The organism is Streptomyces sp. NPDC079020, assembly GCF_044542225.1.
Lineage (GTDB): Bacteria > Actinomycetota > Actinomycetes > Streptomycetales > Streptomycetaceae > Streptomyces.
This window is the reverse complement of the sequence record NZ_JBITUB010000006.1, coordinates 17,751-37,052: the sequence shown is the minus strand read 5'-3', so window position 1 is coordinate 37,052 and position 19,302 is coordinate 17,751. Positions and strand designations below refer to the sequence as shown.

16 protein-coding genes are annotated in these 19,302 nt (G+C 71.3%); 9 read left to right on the top strand and 7 right to left on the bottom strand.

What is annotated here, in order from left to right; genetic code table 11:
- Positions 1-139: 139 nt before the first annotated feature.
- Positions 140-1,867: an Ig-like domain repeat protein gene (locus ACIGJO_RS14155; RefSeq protein ID WP_399957098.1), complete on the top strand. Its 1,728-nt coding sequence runs from the start codon at positions 140-142 to the stop codon at positions 1,865-1,867.
- A gap of 64 nt (positions 1,868-1,931) precedes the next feature.
- On the opposite strand, the gene ACIGJO_RS14150 is transcribed toward ACIGJO_RS14155, so the two are convergent.
- The 3 genes from ACIGJO_RS14150 to ACIGJO_RS14140 all read right to left on the bottom strand — a co-directional run bounded on the left by ACIGJO_RS14150 (position 1,932) and on the right by ACIGJO_RS14140 (position 4,814).
- Positions 1,932-2,351 carry a hypothetical protein gene (locus ACIGJO_RS14150; RefSeq protein WP_399957095.1) on the bottom strand — a complete coding sequence of 140 codons (420 nt, stop codon included), beginning with the start codon at positions 2,349-2,351 and terminating at the stop codon, positions 1,932-1,934.
- An 81-nt stretch (positions 2,352-2,432) separates the two neighbouring features.
- Positions 2,433-3,644, bottom strand: coding sequence for a pyridoxal phosphate-dependent aminotransferase (locus tag ACIGJO_RS14145; protein ID WP_399957092.1), 1,212 nt, complete (start codon positions 3,642-3,644; stop codon positions 2,433-2,435).
- A 357-nt stretch (positions 3,645-4,001) separates the two neighbouring features.
- Positions 4,002-4,814: an arylamine N-acetyltransferase gene (locus ACIGJO_RS14140; RefSeq protein ID WP_399957089.1), complete on the bottom strand. Its 813-nt coding sequence runs from the start codon at positions 4,812-4,814 to the stop codon at positions 4,002-4,004.
- Positions 4,815-5,006: 192 nt separating this feature from the next.
- Between ACIGJO_RS14140 and ACIGJO_RS14135 the strand changes: the two genes are divergently transcribed.
- Positions 5,007-5,879, top strand: coding sequence for a serine protease (locus ACIGJO_RS14135; protein ID WP_399957086.1), 873 nt, complete (start codon positions 5,007-5,009; stop codon positions 5,877-5,879).
- Positions 5,880-5,930: 51 nt separating this feature from the next.
- Here the strand turns inward: ACIGJO_RS14135 and ACIGJO_RS14130 are convergent, their stop codons facing one another.
- The gene (locus tag ACIGJO_RS14130; RefSeq protein ID WP_399957083.1) at positions 5,931-6,779 is read right to left on the bottom strand and encodes a TetR/AcrR family transcriptional regulator C-terminal domain-containing protein; all 849 of its coding nucleotides are present in this window, start codon (positions 6,777-6,779) and stop codon (positions 5,931-5,933) included.
- A gap of 82 nt (positions 6,780-6,861) precedes the next feature.
- Between ACIGJO_RS14130 and ACIGJO_RS14125 the strand changes: the two genes are divergently transcribed.
- Complete coding sequence (locus ACIGJO_RS14125; RefSeq protein WP_399957080.1) at positions 6,862-7,710, top strand: siderophore-interacting protein; 849 nt, start codon at positions 6,862-6,864, stop codon at positions 7,708-7,710.
- 47 nt (positions 7,711-7,757) lie between these two features.
- Here ACIGJO_RS14125 and ACIGJO_RS14120 read toward each other — a convergent pair whose 3' ends face one another.
- Entirely contained in the window at positions 7,758-9,392 is a 1,635-nt protein-coding gene (locus ACIGJO_RS14120) for an amidohydrolase family protein (RefSeq protein ID WP_399957077.1), read from the bottom strand.
- 16 nt (positions 9,393-9,408) lie between these two features.
- Positions 9,409-10,701, bottom strand: a complete 1,293-nt coding sequence (locus tag ACIGJO_RS14115; RefSeq protein ID WP_399957074.1) for an alanine racemase — start codon at positions 10,699-10,701, stop codon at positions 9,409-9,411.
- Positions 10,702-10,839: 138 nt separating this feature from the next.
- Here ACIGJO_RS14115 and ACIGJO_RS14110 point away from each other — a divergent pair, with 138 nt between their 5' ends.
- The 4 genes from ACIGJO_RS14110 to ACIGJO_RS14095 all read left to right on the top strand — a co-directional run bounded on the left by ACIGJO_RS14110 (position 10,840) and on the right by ACIGJO_RS14095 (position 14,715).
- Positions 10,840-11,946: a sugar kinase gene (locus ACIGJO_RS14110; protein WP_399957070.1), complete on the top strand. Its 1,107-nt coding sequence runs from the start codon at positions 10,840-10,842 to the stop codon at positions 11,944-11,946.
- Positions 11,943-12,701, top strand: a complete 759-nt coding sequence (locus ACIGJO_RS14105; protein ID WP_399957067.1) for an IclR family transcriptional regulator — start codon at positions 11,943-11,945, stop codon at positions 12,699-12,701. Before ACIGJO_RS14110 ends, ACIGJO_RS14105 begins: the two co-directional genes overlap by 4 nt.
- 6 nt (positions 12,702-12,707) lie before the next feature.
- On the top strand, positions 12,708-13,118 hold the full coding sequence (locus tag ACIGJO_RS14100) for a RidA family protein (RefSeq protein ID WP_266923275.1): 411 nt from the start codon (positions 12,708-12,710) through the stop codon (positions 13,116-13,118).
- Between the two features lie 121 nt (positions 13,119-13,239).
- Positions 13,240-14,715 carry a GntP family permease gene (locus ACIGJO_RS14095; protein WP_399957062.1) on the top strand — a complete coding sequence of 492 codons (1,476 nt, stop codon included), beginning with the start codon at positions 13,240-13,242 and terminating at the stop codon, positions 14,713-14,715.
- Positions 14,716-14,864: 149 nt separating this feature from the next.
- On the opposite strand, the gene ACIGJO_RS14090 is transcribed toward ACIGJO_RS14095, so the two are convergent.
- On the bottom strand, positions 14,865-16,592 hold the full coding sequence (locus ACIGJO_RS14090; RefSeq protein WP_399957059.1) for a chitinase: 1,728 nt from the start codon (positions 16,590-16,592) through the stop codon (positions 14,865-14,867).
- 663 nt (positions 16,593-17,255) lie between these two features.
- On the opposite strand from ACIGJO_RS14090, the gene ACIGJO_RS14085 reads away from it, so the two are divergent.
- Together ACIGJO_RS14085 and cpaB are read left to right on the top strand one after the other, a co-directional pair.
- On the top strand, positions 17,256-18,122 hold the full coding sequence (locus tag ACIGJO_RS14085) for a hypothetical protein (RefSeq protein ID WP_399957056.1): 867 nt from the start codon (positions 17,256-17,258) through the stop codon (positions 18,120-18,122).
- 465 nt (positions 18,123-18,587) lie between these two features.
- Complete coding sequence (gene cpaB, locus ACIGJO_RS14080; protein WP_399957053.1) at positions 18,588-19,295, top strand: Flp pilus assembly protein CpaB; 708 nt, start codon at positions 18,588-18,590, stop codon at positions 19,293-19,295.
- Positions 19,296-19,302 lie beyond the last annotated feature (7 nt).

Genomic DNA, 19,302 nt, shown 5'->3' with positions numbered 1-19,302 from the left:
CAGGGGCCGCCCCATTTATAGAGAACGTCCATGCATCGCCGTATGCTTGCGCACGAAATCTTCACTCCTGTTGACTCGTTCTTCACAAGGTGGCCCGCTCCTCACGCCGGCCACGAACGAGTCCGTGGGGGGACCTCAGTTGAAGAATTCCCGGCACCGCATACGTACCGCGGCGACCCTGACCGCACTGACACTCGGCACGGCGGGCCTGACCGCGCTGGGCGCTCCCGCCGCGATGGCGGCCGGGGAGCGGGTGGCCAAGCTCCCGGTCTCCTCGTACTCGGCCATCGCCGTCGACTCCGCACACCAGCGGGTCTACATCAGCGACGACTCCCGCAACCGCAACGCGGGCCAGGTCCTCGTCTACAACTTCGACGGGGAGAAGGTCGGTTCGCTCGCCACCGACAGCTCGCCCTCGGGGATGGCGCTCGGCGCTGACGCCTCCACGCTCTACGTCTCGCAGGTGAACGGAATCCTCTCCTTCGACACGCTGAAGCAGACCCGCACCGGTCTGGCGTACGCCAACTACTACGTGGAGTGCCCGCGCGACGTGGCCTTCGCCGGTGGCAAGCAGTGGTACACCGAGGTCGCGGCCACCAGCGACTGCGACACCCGCAACAGCCGGCTGTACATGGCCGAGGGCACCGGTGCCGTCAACACCGGCTGGAACGACATGGGGCGGCTGCGCCTGTGGAGCGGCCCCGAGGCACCCGGCCGTCTCCTCATGGGGCAGCCGCGCACCACGGGCGTGGCCGATCCGTTCCTCACCGCCTTCGACGCGACCGGCAGCACGCTCGTACGCGGCCCGGAGCGCCGGTTCGCGGACGCCGCGGGCAAGGGCGCGCTGGACCTGAAGGACGTCGCGCAGTCCGCCGACGGGCAGCGGATCGCCGTCGCCGACGCAGCCGCGGGCACCCGGCTCCTGGACGCCGACCTGTCCGACGCGCCGGTCGCGTACCAGCCGCTGCCCGAGGGGGCCACGGCGTCGGCCGTCTCCTTCAGCGGCGACGGGAAGTACATCGCCCGGGGCGCCGCCGCCACCGGGGGCACCGCCGACCTGCTGGTGCAGCCGGCCGACCCGGCGGACCGTACGGCGCCGCTGGAGTTCGCCTTCGACGGGGCGCTGGAGGGGAACCGGATCGCCCCGCGCGGCCTCGGCTGGTCCCAGGACGGCGCACGCCTCTTCGCCGTCACCACCAACGGCTCCGGCAACGAGTACTGGCTGCACATCATCCAGCCCCCGGCCGCGCAGCACGACTCCCGCTTCACCGGGACGCTCAGCACCACCCCGGGACGGGCCGTCGTCGGTGAACCCCTCGGTGTCCGCGGGCGGCTGGAGCTCGACGGGCCCGCGCCCGCCGAGCCGGTGAAGGTGTCGGCGGTGCGCCACGACGCGAACGGCGACCGCAGGCTCGCCTCCGTCGAGGTCGACGCGGACGGCTCGTTCACGGTCCTGGACGTGCCCGCACTCGTCGGGGATGCCACGTACACGGTCTCGTACACGGGGGACCTGACGCATCGTCCGGCCCAGGACGTCACGCTCGCCGTCGCCGTCGCCAAGGCGCCGACCGCGCTCGCGCTGACCGCTCCGGCGGAGGGCGTGAAGGGTGAGGGGCTGGAGATCACCGGCCGCCTGACCGGGCAGGGCCGCGCCCTCCCGGCCGGGATCACCCTGTCCGTGGAGCGTGCCGACAGGAAGGGGACCGGTGTCCTGACCTCGGCGGCGGTCGCGGCCGACGGTACGTTCCGGATCAATGACCTGCCCCGGGCGACCGGCCAGGTGACGTACACGGTCGGCTACGCGGGCGACGACCTGCACAGCGGCTCGACGGCGTCGGCGACCGTACGGGTGCGCAGGGCCGGCTGACCGGCGGCCCACCCGGTGGGCGGCACCCGGTCCGCGCGCCTCGGCGGCGCGTGGACCGGGGCCGTCAGTGGGCGCCGACCAGCTGCGCGGTGGTGGCGGCGGTGGTGGCCTCGGGTGCCGGGGCGGCCAGCGCCGCCGTGTGGGCGTCCATCCGCTCCGCGGAGAGGATCGCCGCCGCCGTGTCGGCGCGCGAGGCGGACACCACCAGCGCGCGGCCCGCGAGGGCGTGGGCGCGGCGGTGGAGCGCGGCCGGGGGCGCGTCGGTCAGGCCGGCGTGCCGGGCGGGCGGTGCGCCGCGCAGCCGGGCCACCTGCTCGGCGATGCGGTCGCCCGCCGCGCCGAGCCCCAGCTCGTCGGTGACCGCGAGCAGCGCGGCCAGATGCCCGGCGAGCTGGATGTCCAGCTCCTCCTCGCGGGAACGGTGCGGGAAGTCGGCGTCGCCGGCCGGTGTGTGGACCGATTTGCTGCGGATCGGTTCGTACATGGATGGCCTCCTGCGTGATGCGTGGGATCCATCCTAGCTTGGATTTAGTCTAAAGTTATGCGCGATCCGGGAGTGCTCGCTCTACGGCTGCCCGTAGCCGTCCAGGAAGTTGCCGATCCGGGTGACGGCATCGGCCAGATCCTCGACCGAGGGCAGGGTCACCACCCGGAAGTGATCGGGCTCGGGCCAGTTGAACCCCGTCCCGTGCACCACCATGATCTTCTCGGCCCGCAGCAGATCGAGAACCATCTGCCGGTCGTCCTTGATCTTGTAGACCTTGGGGTCGAGCCTGGGGAAGAGATACAGCGCCCCCTTCGGCTTCACACAGGTCACCCCGGGGATCGACGTCAGCAGGTCGTACGCCACGTTGCGCTGTTCCAGGATGCGCCCGCCGGGCAGCACCAGATCGTTGATCGACTGCCGCCCGCCGAGCGCGGTGGCCACCGCGTGCTGCGAGGGCATGTTGGCGCACAGCCGCATATTGGCGAGGATCGTCAGCCCCTCGATGTACGAGGTGGCGTGGGCCTTCGGGCCGCAGACGGCCAGCCAGCCGGAGCGGTAGCCGGCCACCCGGTAGTTCTTGGAGAGACCGTTGAAGGTCAGCACCATCAGATCGGGGGCGATCGAGGCGGTGGGGGTGTGGGTCGCGCCGTCGTACAGGATGCGGTCGTAGATCTCGTCGGAGCAGACGACCAGACCGTGCCGCCGGGCGATCTCCGTCAGCCCGCGCAGCATCTCGTCGTCGTACACCGCGCCGGTCGGATTGTTCGGGTTGATGATCACCAGGGCCTTGGTGCGGTCGGTGATCTTCCGCTCGATGTCGGCGAGGTCGGGCATCCAGTCGGACTGCTCGTCGCAGCGGTAGTGCACGGCGGTCCCGCCCGCCAGCGAGACCGAGGCGGTCCACAGCGGATAGTCCGGAGCCGGTACGAGCACCTCGTCGCCGTCGTCGAGCAGCGCCTGCATCGACATCTGGATCAGCTCGGAGACGCCGTTGCCGAGGTAGATGTCCTCGACGTCGAGGTCGATCCCCTTGGTCTGGTAGTGCTGCATCACCGCACGGCGTGCGGACAGCAGGCCCTTCGCGTCGCCGTAGCCGTGCGCCCCGGAGAGGTTGCGCAGTATGTCTTCGAGGATCTCGGGCGGGCATTCGAACCCGAACGCGGCAGGGTTGCCGGTGTTGAGCTTGAGGATGCGCTGACCGGCCGCTTCCAGCCGCATCGCCTCCTCCAGCACGGGGCCCCGGATTTCGTAACAGACGTTGGCGAGCTTCGTGGACTGGATGACCTGCATGTCCGCGAGCTTACGACCGTGTTTCGCGGGGTGCGCGGAGATTGCCCGCCCCTCGCGCCTCCCGGCCGGGAGACCGGCCCGCCCCCGGCTTCCAACGGAATGTGTCCCCCCGGCCCGCGCCGTGGGAACCCTGGCGGGGACGCCGCCGCGGCTTGGAATACGGGCGCGGCGCGGGGGCCGGGTGAGATGGGCCACGTGGCGGGAGGCAGGCTGACGCGGGCGTGACTCCGGCACCGCGCCCCGGCCCGGCCTCTCGCCTCGCCTCGCGCCCGTCCGGCCTCCGGTCCGGCCTCTCGCCCGCGCCCGTCTGTCCTCCGGCCCGGCCTCTCGCCCCCCGCGCCCGTCCGGCCTCCGGCCTCACTCCGGCAGGCGGGTGCCCTCCGGGAGGCGGATGCCGAAGTCGTCCCGCAGGACCTGGAGCGCCTCGGCCGGGTCCGCCAGCACGCGCTCCCGCACCGTGCCGTCGTCGGCCGTCTCGACCAGGTCGAGGCCCGACAGGGCCAGATGGGAGCCCGGCCGGGTGCGCTGGGCGTACACGGCCCGCTGGAACGGTGAGCGCGGGCTGGTCGCGATGTACCAGTTGATCACTTCGAAGTCCGGGGCCTCGAAGGGCTCCAGCGTGAACACGTACTGCGGCTCCCAGGCGCCGCCCTTCTCCGTCCGGAGTTCCCACAGGTCGAGCGGACCGGGGTGCGGGGTGTGGACGAGGCCGTGGTGGCGCGGGGTGTCGAGCAGCTCCGCGCCCGCCACCATCGGGATCGGCTCCAGCAGCGCGCTGACCGCGCCGAAGCCGACATCGGCCAGATAGGGGGTGCCCCCGCCCGGCAGGTCCACCCGCATCAGCATGTGCGTACGGGGCCGGATGTCTCCGGGAGCGGCCCCCAGCACCACCCGGGCGGCGAGCGGTGTCACGGTGAATCCGAGCCGCTTCAGGACGGCGGAGAAGAGCGTGTTGTGCTCGTAGCAGTACCCGCCGCGACCGCCGCGGACGAGCTTGGCCTCCAGATCGGCGAGCGCCAGGGAGGGCGCGGACCCGAGGACCGGATCCAGGTTCTCGAACGGGATGCCCAGCATGTGGGCGCGGTGCACGGAGCGCAGCACTGCCGCGGTGGGGCCCGGCTCGCCGCTCCAGCCGATGCGGGCGAAGTACGCGTCGAGGTCGAGTGTCATACGCCGACGGTACGCAGCCGGGGCGGCGCCGGGCCATGACGTCCGCCGCCCGGCGCCGTCCCGGTGCGCCCCCGATCGGTCAATGGGTGGCTGGAATTCGCCCCTTGTGGCGTCCCTGCATGTGCGCCAGCATGCGCATGTCAAATGTTGGAAGATCTCCGGCTACTGACACCACTGGAGGGGACCCCCCACATGAAGAAGCCTCTCGTCGGTGCGTTCCTCGCTGTCCTGCTCCTGGGAGCGGGGGTCGCGCCCGCCACCGCGGCGTCCCCGGCCCCCTCCGGGGCCGAAGCGAAGGTCGCGGGCGACGCCCATGCCACGGCCAGGGCCAAGGCGGTCAACTTCGCCGGGACCGTCGCGCTGAGCAACTGTTCCGGCTCCGTCGTCCGGTCGCCCGGCTCCCAGCCCACCGATCCCGCCCTCGTGCTCTCCAACGGACACTGCATGGAGTCCGGTTTCCCGGGCCCCGGCGAGGTCGTGCTCAACCAGCCGTCCAGCCGTTCGTTCACCCTGCTCAACGCCGCGGGCAGCGGAGTCGGCACCCTGCGGGCCAGCAAGATCGCCTACGGCACCATGACCGACACGGACATCTCGCTGTACCAGCTCACCAGCACCTACGCCCAGATCGAGAGCAGCTACGGCATCAAGGCTCTGGAGCTCGAAACCGCCCACCCGGCGGTCGGCTCCGCGATCACCGTCGTCTCCGGGTACTGGAAGCGCACGTACGGCTGCAACGTCGACGGCTTCGCCTACCGCCTCAAGGAGGGGGCGTGGACCTGGAAGGACTCGGTCCGCTACACCTCCGCCTGCAAGACCATCGGCGGTACGTCGGGCTCCCCGGTGGTCGACAACGCCACCGGCAAGGTGGTCGCCGTCAACAACACCGGCAACGAGGACGGCCAGGAGTGCACGGACAACAACCCGTGCGAGGTTGACGAGAGCGGCAATGTGACCGTCCGCGAGGGCATCAACTACGCCCAGCAGACGTACAACATGGTCCCCTGCATCGGCACCGGCAGCAAGATCGACCTGAACCGGGCCGGCTGCGCCCTGCCCAAGCCGTAGTCCCCGTACACGTCGTCGGGTCACCACGCGGGCGCCGCGCGGGCCGGAAACTCAGGCCCGCACGGCGCCCGCGTCCTGCTCCCCGGGCTCCGGGCGCCGTCCCGCGTGCGCGGTGACCGACGCGCCGATGCCGTCCAGCAGCACCCCGAGCCCCACCCGGAACGTCTCGCGCGCCTCCCGCTCCGGGTACGGCACCGGGTCGTCGGCCGCAGGCGGTTCCGGCGTGCCCTCGCGCTCCAGCCGGCTCACGGCGGGGAAGCGGTCCGCGAAGTCCGGGGCCATCTCGCCGAGCATCGCCGCGCGGGCGGCCCACCACTCCTCGTCCGTGCTGCCGGTCGCCGCCGCGGCCTGCCGGGAGTCGGCCACCGTCCCCGCCGCACCGCGCACGAAGTGGAACAGGGTCCCCACCAGCCGCCGCAGGGCCCGCGCGTCGAGCCCGGTCCCGTGGAGCAGCCGGACGAGCGTGTCCAGGCCCGCGTACTCGTGCGGGCCGAGCACCGGACGGGCCTGGGAGACCTGGAGCACCCAGGGGTGGCGGACGTAGAACTCCAGCAGGTCCTGCGCCCAGGCGGTGAGCGAGGTGCGCCAGGGGGCCTGTTCCGGGTAGTGCGAGGGCAGTTCGGCGTGCACCGCGTCGTACATCAGGTCCAGCAGCTCGCTCTTGCCGGGGACGTAGGTGTAGAGCGCCATCGCCGTCCGGCCCAGCCGCTCGCCCACCGCGCGCATCGAGAGGGCGGCCATGCCCTCCTCGTCGGCGACCGCGACGGCGGCGGAGACGATCGCGTCCACGCTCAGCCGGGGCTTGGGGCCCGGTCCGCCGTGCGGCTGCGCCGGGGCGTCCCCGCGCCAGAGCAGGGAGAGGGAGCGGCGGGCGTCGCCCTGTCCGGCAAAGACCACCACTTGCGACTCCTTACGACGTAAAGTAACTTCGTCCGGGTAATTCTTTACCCCGTAAGGTATCAGTGGGAGAGGGGCTCGCCCGATGAGTCAGGCGCTGCCGGTCACATACGTAACGGTCATGGACGTCCGGCGGATCACCCCCCGGGCGGCGCGCGTCACCTTCACCGGGGACGGCCTGCCGGACCTCATGGCCGAGCGCCCCGACCAGCAGATGAAGCTCTGTCTGCCGCGCGAGGGGCAGCGGGTCCCCGTCCTGCCGCGCCAGGACGCCGACGACACCTACGGGATGCGGTGGTACGAGGCGTATCTGGCGATCCCCGAGGAGGAACGCCCCTGGATGCGCAGCTTCACCGTCCGCTCCTACGATCGCGAACGCAACGCGATGGCGGTCGACTTCGTGCTCCACGGCGGCAACGGACCCGCCACCCGCTGGGGTTCGGCCGCCCGCCCCGGGGATGTGCTCGGCATGGTCGGGCCCTCGGCGGTGTACGCCCGCCCGCTGCCCGCCTCCGACCGGCTGCTGCTCGCCGGTGACGAGACGGCGCTCCCGGCGATCGCCACCCTGCTCGAAGCCCTGCCGGACGGGGTGCGGGCGCTGGCGTACGTCGAGGTCGCGGACGCGGCCGAGGAGCAGGAACTCGTGCCCGCCGCCGGGGCGGATGTGCGCTGGGTGCACCGGGACCGGGGCGGTTCGCTGCTCCAGGCGGTCCGCGCGGCGCGGCTCCCCGGGGACGGGGTGGGCGCGGCCTGGCTCGCGGGGGAGGCCGGGACGGTCCGGGAGCTGCGGCGCCATCTGATCGAGGAGCGGCAACTGCCCAAGGAGGCGGTCGAGTTCAGCGGCTACTGGCGGCGCAGGCTCACCCAGGACGACGCCCCGACCGAGGAGGATCTGGCCTGGGCGCGGGAACGGGCGGGCGGTTCGGGCGCCTGAGCCCGCGGGAACGGGCCGGCGGCCCGGGCGCCCGAGCCGCCCGCCCCTCAGCGCCGCGCGCCGTCCGTGCTCCGTACCGAGCGCCCCGCCAGCACCGAGGTCCGCCGGCCGTCCTCGATGACGAAGCGGCCGTCGATCAGGACGTGCGGGATGCCCACCGGCAGCGTGCGGGGCTTCTCGAACGTCGATCCCGCCGCCACCGTCCCCGGGTCGAACAGCACCAGGTCGGCGCGGTAGCCCTCGCGGACGAGGCCCCGGTCCGCCAGCCGCAGCCGGGCGGCCGGACGGGACGTCAGATGGGCGACGCACTCCTCCAGCGACAGGATGCCCAGCTCCCTCACGTACCGGCCGAGATACTGCGGGAACGTGCCGTAGGCGCGCGGATGCGGCTTGTCGCCCTGGAGGATGCCGTCGCTGCCGCCGGTGTGCACCCGGTGACGCATGATCCGCCGGACGTTCTCCTCGTGGCCGACGTGCTGGAGGATCGTCGTGCCGAGCCGGTCCTCCACCAGCAGCCGGTGGGCGGTGACCCAGGGGGCCTCGCCGCGCAGCCGGGCGGACTCGGCCACCGTACGGCCGACATGACCGGCCAGCTCCGGCACACCGACGCCCGAGATCTCGATGGTGTCCCACTCGATCGGCACCCCGTGGCAGCCGTCCGAGCCCAGTACCTCCAGGTGGTGACGTATCCTCTCCGCCGTCCCCGGGTCCGCGAGACGGGTCAGGACGGATTCGGGGCCGCCCTCGCCCGCCCAGCTCGGCAGCATCGCGACGAGCGTCGTGCAGCCGGGGGTGTACGGGTAGGTGTCGAGGGAGATGTCGGCGCCCGCGTCCAGGGCCTCGTCGAGCAGGGCCAGCAGCTCCGGCGCCCTGCCCTTGTTCACGCCGAAGTTCATGGTGGCGTGGGCGAGATGGAGGGAGCAGCCCGCGGTTCGGGTGAGCCGCACCATCTCCTCGTACGCCTCCAGCGCGCCCGCGCCGTAACTGCGGTGGTGCGGGCAGTAGTAGCCGCCGTGGCGGGCCACCACCCGGCACAGCTCGGTGAGTTCGGCGTCGTCCGCGTACATCCCGGGGGTGTACGTCAGTCCCGAGGACATCCCGACCGCGCCCTCGGCCATGCCCTGGGCGACGAGCTCCTTCATCCGGTCCAGCTCGGCGGCGGTGGCGGGGCGGTCGTCCCAGCCGACCGCGTACATCCGGACCGTGCCCTGCGGGACGAGATAGGCGGCGTTGACCGCGATGCCCCGGCCGCCGAAGTTCGTGTCGAGCCGGTCGAGATAGCCGCCGACCGTGCGCCAGTCGAAGTCGATGTCCGTGTCCTCGGGGGCGCCGCCGTTCCATCCGCTGATGGAACGGCGCACCTCCGCCAGGGTGCGGTCGTCGGCCGGGGCGTAGGACAGACCGTCCTGGCCGAGGACTTCGAGGGTGACGCCCTGCGCCGCCTTCGCGCTGTGGTCCGGGTCCCGCAGCAGCGCCAGATCGCTGTGGGCGTGCATGTCGATGAAGCCGGGGGAGAGGGCGAGGCCGTCGGCGTCCAGGACGCGGGCGGCGGTGGGCCGGGGGCCGGGGGTGCCCTCGGTGTGGATCTCGGCGATCCGTCCGCCGTCGACGGCGACATCGGCACGGCGGGCGGGGGTGGCGGTGCCGTCGACGACCAGCGCGTCGCGGATGACCAGGTCCATGGGGTGTCGCCTCTGCTCAGAAGAACGTGCGGATGTAGTCCGTGACCGTGCCGTCCGCCGTGACCAGTGGAATCAGCTGCCACTTGTCGAAGCTGGTGCACGGGTGGGACAGGCCCATACCGACCCAGTCGCCCACCTCCAGCTCCGCGCCCGGCTCCGTACGCACCCAGGTGTGCTGGTCGGAGAGACCGGTGACCGTGAGTCCCGTCGCGGGCCGCACCGAGCCGTCCCGGCCGGAGCGGACGACCTGCGCCCGGGGAAGGTCGAGGTCGTACGCCGCGTCGCGCTTGCCCGCGTTGAGGAAGGCCTGCTCGCCGGTCGGGCGGGACACGACCTGGGCCCAGAGCCGGAAGGCGGGCTGGAGCGTGCCCTCCTCGGGGACCCGGTTGAAGGGGGTGAGGCGCTTGTAGTGGCCGTCGTCGTGCGAGACGTAGGCACCCGAGCGCAGCAGCTTCAGCACGGGCAGGCTCAGCGCGGGGATCCCGGCGAACACCTCCGCCACCGTGTCGAACCAGGCGCTGCCGCCCGCGCTGATCACGATCTCCTCGCACCCGGCGAAGCGCCCCTCCGCGTCGAAGCCGGCCGCCAGCGCCACGAGGCGCCGCAGCCACTCCTGTACGCGCTCCGGGGTCGCGCCCGGGACCTCGCCCTCGTACCCGGCGACGCCCACCAGGCGCAGGGTCCCGGCGGCGGCCACCGCGTCGGCGACCGCGGCGCAGTCCGCGTCGCTCCGGGCGCCGGTGCGCGCGCCCTCGCCCGCGCCCAGCTCCACGACGACATCGACCGGGCGTCCGGCCCCCGCGTCGCGGAGGGCCTCGTCCATCAGCTCGACGCCGCGCACCGAGTCCACGTAGCAGATGAAGCGGAACTCCGGGTCGGCCGCCAGCTCACCGGCCAGCCAGCGCAGCGCCACCGCGTCGACGACCTCGTTGGCCAGGAAGATCCGCCGGATGCCGTACGCCCGGTAGACCCGCGCCTGGTGCGGGACGGCCGCGGTGATGCCCCAGGCGCCGCGCGCCAGCTGGTCGGCGAAGAGCCGCGGCGACATCGACGTCTTGCCGTGCGGCGCGAACAGGAGGCCGTGGCGCTCGGCGTACGTCTCCAGCAGCGCGAGGTTGTGCTCGACCGACTCGGCGGACAGCGCGAGCACCGGGGTGGTGAATCCGCCCGTGAAGAGGTTGCGGCGCTCGGCGGCCAGGGCGCCGACGGTCAGGCCGTCGGCGTCGGGCGGCAGCGACTTGAACCGGTGGTCGACACGCTCCTCGGCGAGGCCGGACACGGTGTGGAGGACGGGGCGGTCGGCTGCCAAGGCAAACTCCTCGAAGTGTTCGTTGCACCATATGCAACACCCATTGCGCATATCGCTCGATGCTGTCTAACATCCGAGCCGATGCCGGGTCAATGGTGAGAGCCGGTGCCGCACGCACGATCATCGAGGAGCCCCAGAGTGACCGGACCCGCAGCAGGGACGACCAGCGCCGCCGCGAGCTTCGACGTGGTGTGTCTCGGTGAGTCCATGGTGACGTTCCGGCCCTCACGGCCCGGCCGCCTCGCCGACGTCCCCTCCTTCGGCCGCGGCATCGGCGGCGCCGAGTCCAACGTCGCCTGCGCCCTTGCCGCCGCCGGGCACCGGGTGGCCTGGGTCAGCCGGGTCGGGGCCGACGGCTTCGGCGACCACCTCGTCGAGGCCATCGCCGCGTACGGGGTCGACACCTCCGCCGTCCGCCGCGACCCGGACCGCCCCACCGGCGTCTACTTCCGCACCGCCACGGACCGGGCCACCGACACCCATGAGGTGGCGTACTACCGGGCGGGCTCCGCCGCCTCCGCGATGTCCACCCACAACGTCCCCCACGAGACGCTGTCCGCCGGCCGCCTCCTGCACCTCTCCGGCATCACGGCCGCGCTCTCCCCGGACTGTCTGGCGCTGCTCCACGAACTGACCGCACCCCGGTCCGGCCCCCCGCTGATCTCCTTCGACGTGAACCACCGGCCGGGCCTGTGGCGCGGCAGCGAGGCGGGACCGGAGGTGCTGCTCGACCTCGCCCGCCGTGCCGACCTGGTCTTTGTCGGGGAGGACGAGGCGGACGAGGCCTGGGGGCTGAAGGGCGCGGACGCGATCCGCGCGGCACTGCCCGAACCCGCAACTCTGGTGGTCAAGCGCGGCGCGGACGGGGCCACGGTCTACTCGGCCCCCCGACCGGGCGCCCACCTGGGCCCCCGCCCCGGACCCTGCGCTGCCACCGCCGCCGCGGCCACCGACACCGTCACCGACGTGCCCGCGCTGCACGTCGACGTCGTCGCCCCGGTCGGAGCGGGCGACGCGTTCGCCGCCGGGTTCCTCTCCGCCACCCTGCGCGGCCTGTCCATCCGCGACCGCGTCCGGCACGGCCATCTGATGGCCGCCGCCGTCCTCACCGTCCCCGGCGACCTCACCGACCCGCCGCCGCGCGAGCGCGCCGACCGCCTCGTCGCCCTCGACGACGACGCCTGGGGGAGACTTCGTCTCGGCCCCGGGTGGACGGGGGACGACCAGGAGGTACGTACGACATGAGCCAGACCGTCGACCGGGCGCTGAGCATCCTGCCGCTGCTCGCCCAGGGGCCCGCCGACCTCGGCCAGGTCGCCGAGCGGCTCGGCGTCCACAAGTCCACGGCGCTGCGCCTGCTCCGTACGCTCCACGAGCACGGACTCGTCTACCGCCAGCAGGACCAGCGCTACCGCCTCGGCGCCCGTCTCTTCGCGCTCGCCCAGGAAGCCGTCGAGAACCTCGACGTACGCGAGATCGCCCACCCCCACCTCGTGGAACTCAACGACCGGTGCGGACACACCGTCCACCTCGCCGTGTACGAGGAGCACGAGGTCCTCTACATCGACAAGGTCGAGAGCCGCTACCCGGTCCGGATGTACTCACGGATCGGCAAACCCGTCGCGATCACCGTCGCCGCGGTCGCCAAACTGCTGCTCGCCGACCTGACCGAGGCCGAGCGGCGGGCGATCGCCGAAACGCTCGACTACCCCATGTACACGTCCCGTTCCGTCCCCAGCGCCGGCGCGTTCCTCAAGGAACTCGCCGTCGTACGCGAACAGGGCTGGGCCACCGACCTCGGTGGCCACGAGGAGTCCATCAACTGCATCGGGGCCCCGATCCGCGGCGCGGACGGCCGGGTCGTCGCCGCGATGTCGGTCTCGGCCCCCAACGTGGTCGTCACCGCGGAGGAACTCCTCACCCTGCTCCCGCTGGTGCGCCGCACCGCCGACGCCATCAGCCGGGAGTACTCCGGCACCACCCCACTCAAGAAAGCCTGATCAGCCATGACCGAGAAGATCTCCCTCACGCCCAGCACCCACGCCGCCCCGCCCGCGAAGTTCTCGCACGGTGTGAAGAAGGGCAACATCCTCCAGGTCGCCGGCCAGGTCGGCTTCCTGCCCGCCGTGGCCGGTGAGCCCGCCACCGTCGTCGGCCCGACGCTGCGCGAGCAGACCCTCCAGACCTTCGCCAACGTCAAGGCGATCCTCGAAGAGGGCGGCGCCACCTGGGACGACGTGATGATGATGCGCGTCTACCTCACAGACGTCGGCCACTTCGCCGAGATGAACGAGATCTACAACGCGTACTTCGAGGAGCAGGGCCTCGCGGCCCCCGCCTCGGCCCGTACGACGGTCTACGTCGGCCTCCCCAAGGGCCTGCTCATCGAGATCGACGCGCTCGCGGTCCTCGGCTGACCGGTTTGCCCCACCCGCGGTACCGCTCCAGCGACCCGTCCGGCACGGCGCCCCGCACCACGGGGGCGCCGTGCCGCGCTCCCCCCTGCCCGGAACTGCCCCTCGCCCCCACGGAGTCACCATGCTGCTCGCCGCCACCCCACCGCCGGCCGGGACGCCACCCCACACTGGTGGACTCCTCCTCCTGATCGACGGCACCGCCGGACTGCTGACCGTCGCCGCCCTCGGTATCGCGCTTCTCCTCTTCCTGATCATCAGGGTCAGGCTCCAGCCGTTCGTCGCGCTGCTCGCCGTCTCCATAGCCGTCGGCCTCGGCGCCGGTCTCTCCGTGACCGAACTCTTCGGAACCGTCCAGAAGTCCGCCGCGGTCTCCGTCATCGAATCGGGCATGGGCGGCATCCTCGGCCATGTCGCGATCATCATCGGACTCGGCACGATGCTCGGCGCGATCCTGGAGGTCTCCGGCGGCGCGGAGGTGCTGAGCACCCGTCTGCTGAACCTCTTCGGTGAGAAGCGGGCCCCGCTCGCCATGGGCCTCACCGGCCTCATCTTCGGCATCCCGGTCTTCTTCGACGTCGGCATCTTCGTCCTCGCCCCGATCGTCTACGCCGCCGCCAAGCGCTCCGGCAAATCGATCCTGCTGTACGCGATGCCGCTGCTCGCGGGCCTGTCGATGACCCACGCGTTCCTGCCGCCGCACCCCGGCCCGGTGGCCGCCGCCGGACTCTTCAACGTGTCCCTGGGCTGGGTCATCCTGATGGGTGCCGTCGTCGGCATCCCCTCCGTACTCGCCGCGTGGGGCTACGCCGCCTGGATCGGCAAGCGGATCTTCGTCGAGGTCCCGCAGGACATGGTCGAGGCCGCCGAGGAGGCCAGGGCCGCCGTCGTCGCCGAACAGCGGGCCGCCGGGGTCACCCCGCACGAGGCCCCCGTCGCCCTCGGCACGGTCCTCGCGATCATCGGAACCCCGCTGCTCCTGATCCTCGCCGCGACGTTCTCCTCCATCGCGCTGGACCCCTCCACACCCCGCTCGGTGATCGAGTTCTTCGGCAACCCGTTCGTCGCCCTGACGATCGCGCTGCTCCTCGCGTACTACCTGCTGGGCATCCGGCGCGGCTGGTCCCGCAAGTCCCTGGAATCGGTCTCCACGTCCTCGCTCAAGCCGGTCGGCAACATCCTGCTGGTGGTCGGCGCGGGCGGCATCTTCGGCGCCGTGCTCAAGGGCAGCGGCATCGCGGACGCCCTCGCCGACACCTTCAACGACGTCGGCCTGCCGGTCATCCTGCTCGCCTGGCTGATCTCCGTGGTGCTGCGCGTCGCCCAGGGCTCGGCGACGGTCGCCATCGTCACCACCGCGGGCATCGTCGTCCCGCTGGTCGAGGGCCAGGACATGTCCCAGGCGCACCTCGCGCTGATCATCATGGCGATCTCCGCCGGTTCGATCTTCGCCTCGCACGTCAACGACGGCGGCTTCTGGATGGTCTCGAAGTACTTCGGCATCTCGGAGCGCGACACCCTGAAGTCCTGGACGGTCCTGGAGACGGTCCTGTCGGTGGCGGGGTTCGTGGTCGCGGCACTGCTCAGCCTGGTGATCTAGCACTTCCCGTCCGGGGCCGTCCGGGTCCGTCCGGGACGGGACCGCCCGGGTCCGGGATGACCGCCCGGGTCCGGGCCGGAACACGCAGCAGCGCCGCCGGGGGAGCGGCGGCGCTGCTGGTCAGGGGTGTTTCTCGGGCCTCCGGGGGGTTACGGCAGACCGTGGACGTGCGGGCCGACCGCGTTCGACCAGGCGTTGCCCGCCGTGGCGTCCCAGTTCGTCGACCAGGTCATCGCGCCGCGCAGGGCCGGGTAGGTCCTGGCCGGCTTGAAGGAACCGCAGCCGGTGCCCTTGGTCAGGCAGTCCAGGGCGGCGTTCACGACGGACGGGGCGACATAGCCGCTGCCCGCGCCGCGGGTGGAGGCGGGGACCCCGAGACCGACCTGCGAGGCGTCGAGGCCGCCCTCCAGCTGGATGCAGGCCAGCGCGGTGAGGAAGTCCACCGAGCCCTGCGAGTAGACCTTGCCGTCGCAGCCCAGCATCGAACCGCTGTTGTAGTACTGCATGTTGACGACGGTCAGGATGTCCTTGATGTTCAGCGCCGTCTTGAAGTACTCACCGGACGTCGACTGCATGTCGATGGTCTGCGGCGCCATCGTGATGACGAGACCGGAGCCCACCTTCGAGGACAGCGAGCGCAGCGCCTTCGTCATGTAGGTGGAGTTGAGACCGTTCTCCAGGTCGATGTCGACCCCGTTGAAGCCGTACTCCTGGATGAGCGCGTGGACGGAGTTCGCGAAGGCCGTGGCGGAGGCGTCGCTGTTGACCGAGACGGAGCCCTTCTCGCCGCCGACCGAGATGATGACGTTCTTCCCGGCGGCCTGCTTGGCCTTGATGTCGGCCTTGAACTGGTCGACGGTGTAGCCGTTCAGCCCGGCGCTGTCCAGGTTGAAGGTGACGGCACCCGGCGTCGCCGTGGCGTCCGCGAAGGAGACCGCGGTGATGTCGTAGTTGGCGGGGACGTCACTGAGCTTCTGGACGGTGGCGCCGTTGTTGAAGTTCTGCCAGTAGCCCGTCACCGCGTGCTTCGGCACCGAGGTCCCCGGGCCGGGCCCGGTGTTCTCCTTCGCCGTACGGGCGCTGACCGCGGCGGACTTGACCGACTCGCCGGCCTCGTTGGTGGCGCTCACCGAGAACTGGTACGCGGTGTCGGCGGCCAGGCCGCTCACCGTGGCGGAGGTCCCGGTGACCGTGGTGGCCCTGGCGCCGTCCTTGTGGACGGTGTAGCCGGTGGCACCGGAGACGGCGTTCCAGGAGAGGGCCACGGAGGACGTCGTCGTCGTACCGGCGGCGAGACCGGCGGGCGCGCCGGGGATCGACGGGCCGGGGTCGGTACCGCCGCCGCCGTCGGGGCCGGTCACCGAGATGTCGTCGACGAGGTAGGACGCCTGGCCGTACCAGCCGTGGGTGTACACGGTGACCGAGGTGGTGGAGGCGCCGGTCCTGAAGCTGGTGGAGAGCTGGGTCCAGGCCGTGGAGCCCGGCGACCAGGTGGCGACGTCCGTGGTGCCGGTGCCGCTCGCGCCGAGGTAGGCGTAACCGCCCTGGACCCAGGAGCTGAGCGTGTACGTCGAGTTGGGCTTCACCGTCACGGTCTGCGCGCACCTGGCGTTGTCCTGGCCGGCCGGGGTGGCCTTGAGCGCCGACGTACCGCTGTGCACGGGCGAGGAGACGGCGGCGCCGCTGCCTCCGGAACAGGTCCAGTTGGCGAGCCCGGACTCGAATCCGGCGTTCTTGGCGACGTTGACGTCGGCCGCCTGGGCGCTGCTGACGAGACCGGTGACGGTCAGGGCTCCGGCCGCGACGACGGCCATGGCACCGCCGAGGACGGGCCGGACGTGACGCCTTCTGCGCCTGCTGCCTGCGGAGCGTTCCACTGTTGCCTCCGGGGGAGTTGGGGGGTGCGTTACGGGGATACCGGCGGGGTCGTGCGGGGGATCGTGCAGGGGGTGCGGGACGTGCCGGACGTACGCAGAGGTGTACGGGGGATGTGGAGCCGAAGAACGGTGGCCACCGCTGGCGGATAAACTGGTCCAGACCAATCAAGTTGTCAAGACCTCTGGCAGCGATGGCTGCCCCGGACGGGTGTTCGGCACCCCCTCCGGGAGGGGTCCGGAAGGCCCTCCGGCAGCCGTTTCTTTACGGGAAGATGTCGCCGCGGCCACCTCCTGGTCCCCTGGCGGGTGACTTCGCGCGAGATCTTCGGACCGTGACGAAGGCGCGCTGTCGAAATGAACCGGAACGACCCCGGGGGCCGTTCTGACGTGCGCGGATGAAGTGACGGGCCGTCGGGAGCGACGACGCTCCGTAACGCTCCGCAGTGGTACAGGAGTTAACCAGTCTCGATTTCGTCCTATTTAGTACCCGGGCGCCGTCGGGGCGGTGTTCGCATGTTGTCGTATCGGTCCCCGATAAGTGTTCTCTGCCTGGTGAGACGTGGCTAAAGTGCTGGGGCAGGAGCACCGGGCAGGAGCGAGTGCGGCCGACGTCACCACGACGGCCGGAGCTGAACGGGGAAGAGCGTGCCGACCGCAATAGCAGTGACAAGCGCAGATCTGGTGCTGCCGCCCACCGATCAGCAGACGCCGACCGCGGCCCTGCTCCAGGCTCCCGAGGCCCAGACCATGGAACACGCCATCGGTGACATGCACCTGCTGCTGGAGCAGCACGGGTATGTGATCGCGGTGTATCCGTCCAGCATCCCGCCAGCCCACGAACGACGGCTGTTCGGCATCCGCTCCGTCCTGGAGAGCGACCGGATCGCGCTGGTCAAGGTGGATCTGCCGCCGCTCGGCGTCGCCGTGCTGGTGCGTCAGCTGCGTCAGCTGTCACTGAGCGACTTCAGTCCCGGGGTGGTCGCCTCCGCCGCCCGGCTGCTCTCGCACTACATCTACGCGGGCGCGCTCCTGCACTCGGTGGCCAAGCTGGACCGGGTGGCCGTCAGCCTGAAGAGCCATGCGAAGTCCTGGGTGCCCGGCTCCCAGTTCGCCGTGCTCGCCGGGCCCGAGTCACAGCTCATCAAGGTCGGACCCGCGGCGGAACCGCTGACCGGTCCGGAATTCGGCACGCATCTTTTGGTGGCCAAGGGGCAGTCGCAGTCCGACTGGGTGCAGGAGACCCTGGCTCCCGCCTGGAAGGTCCAGGCCATTCATGACGCGACCCTGCCCGGCGAGTCCTCCCGCTGGTGGGGTACGGGAAAGCTGGTGGAGTTCGCCGCCTACCTCCCGGACATCTCCGTCGTGTATCAACTGGTGTCCTCCGTACGGAGGGAAAAGTGCCACTGGTGCGAGATGGAACTCATCGGGGACCGCTGCGGATTCTGTTCCTCCCCGCTCGCGTCCGCCGAGAACCGCTCGTACGCCACGGGTGTCCTGCATCAAGAGGTGAACGCATCAGCCGCCTCCTAGAGCCGCCGGGCGCCCCGCGCCACTGAGTACCGGGCCGCACCGCCCGGACAACTGGACATCCAGCACCAACGCGCAGAAGTCGCACGACCGAGCAGAATTCGTACCACCGAGCACCGACCGGCTCAACCGCGCACCTCCCGCTCCACCACCCGCTCGTGAACCACCCGCTCGTGAACCACCCGCTCGTGAACGACCCGCTTGTGAAGCACCCGCTCGTGAACCACCCGACCAAGCACTTCCGCACCTCCCGCTCCGAGCGCCCCCTCCAGCGCTCACCACTCTCAGCGCCGTCCCGTCCCGCAGCGTCACAGCCATCTCCGCAAGCCCCGCACTTCGCACGCCGAACCACCGCACTACGCGCGTTGTGCTCCTGCTTTACCGCACTTCGCGCCCGTACGTCGTACCCCGCGCATCCCTCTCTGTCCGCTGCCCCACGCATCCGAATCGAACGAGGTTGTCCGGCCCATGAACTCCCGCCAGCGCCGCGGCGTGATACTCCTGCTCCTGTCGGTCCTGTGTGCCTTCGGTGCTTTCGCCGGCGTGCTCTCGGTGATCAGCGATGTGAACTCGAAGGTCGGTCCCGAGGTGACCGCATATCAGCTGAAAGCCGACGTGGCCCCCTATACGGCCCTGAACGACGGTCAGTTCGAGAAGATCAAGATGCCCAAGCGCTGGCTCTCGGAGAACGCCGTGACCAACCTGCGGGAAGTCGAATCGAAGATCGCCGTCACCCAGCTCCGCAAGGGCTCGCTGCTCCAGTCGGACATGATGGCGCGCAAGCCCGAACTCCGTGCCGGTGAGCAGGAGATCGCCATCATGATCGACGCGGCGACCGGCGTCGCGGGCAAGATCACGCCCGGCGCCACGGTCAACATCTACGCCACGTTCGCCGGTGAGCAGAAGGAAAGCGCCTCCCAGTCCAAGGTCATCGTCTCCAACGCCAAGGTGCTGGACGTGGGCAAGCTGACCGCCCTGGAGCCCACCGGGGACCAGCGGGGCAGTCAGAGCACGCAGGCCGTGCCGATCACCTTCGCCCTGAACACGCTGGACACCCAGCGCGTGGCGTACGCCGAGTCCTTCGCGGAGCACGTACGGCTCGCCCTCGTCGCGCCCGGCAGTGACGGCACCATCCGCCCGGGGGACCGCACCTACACGCTCGACAAGGACAAGTGAGGATGGG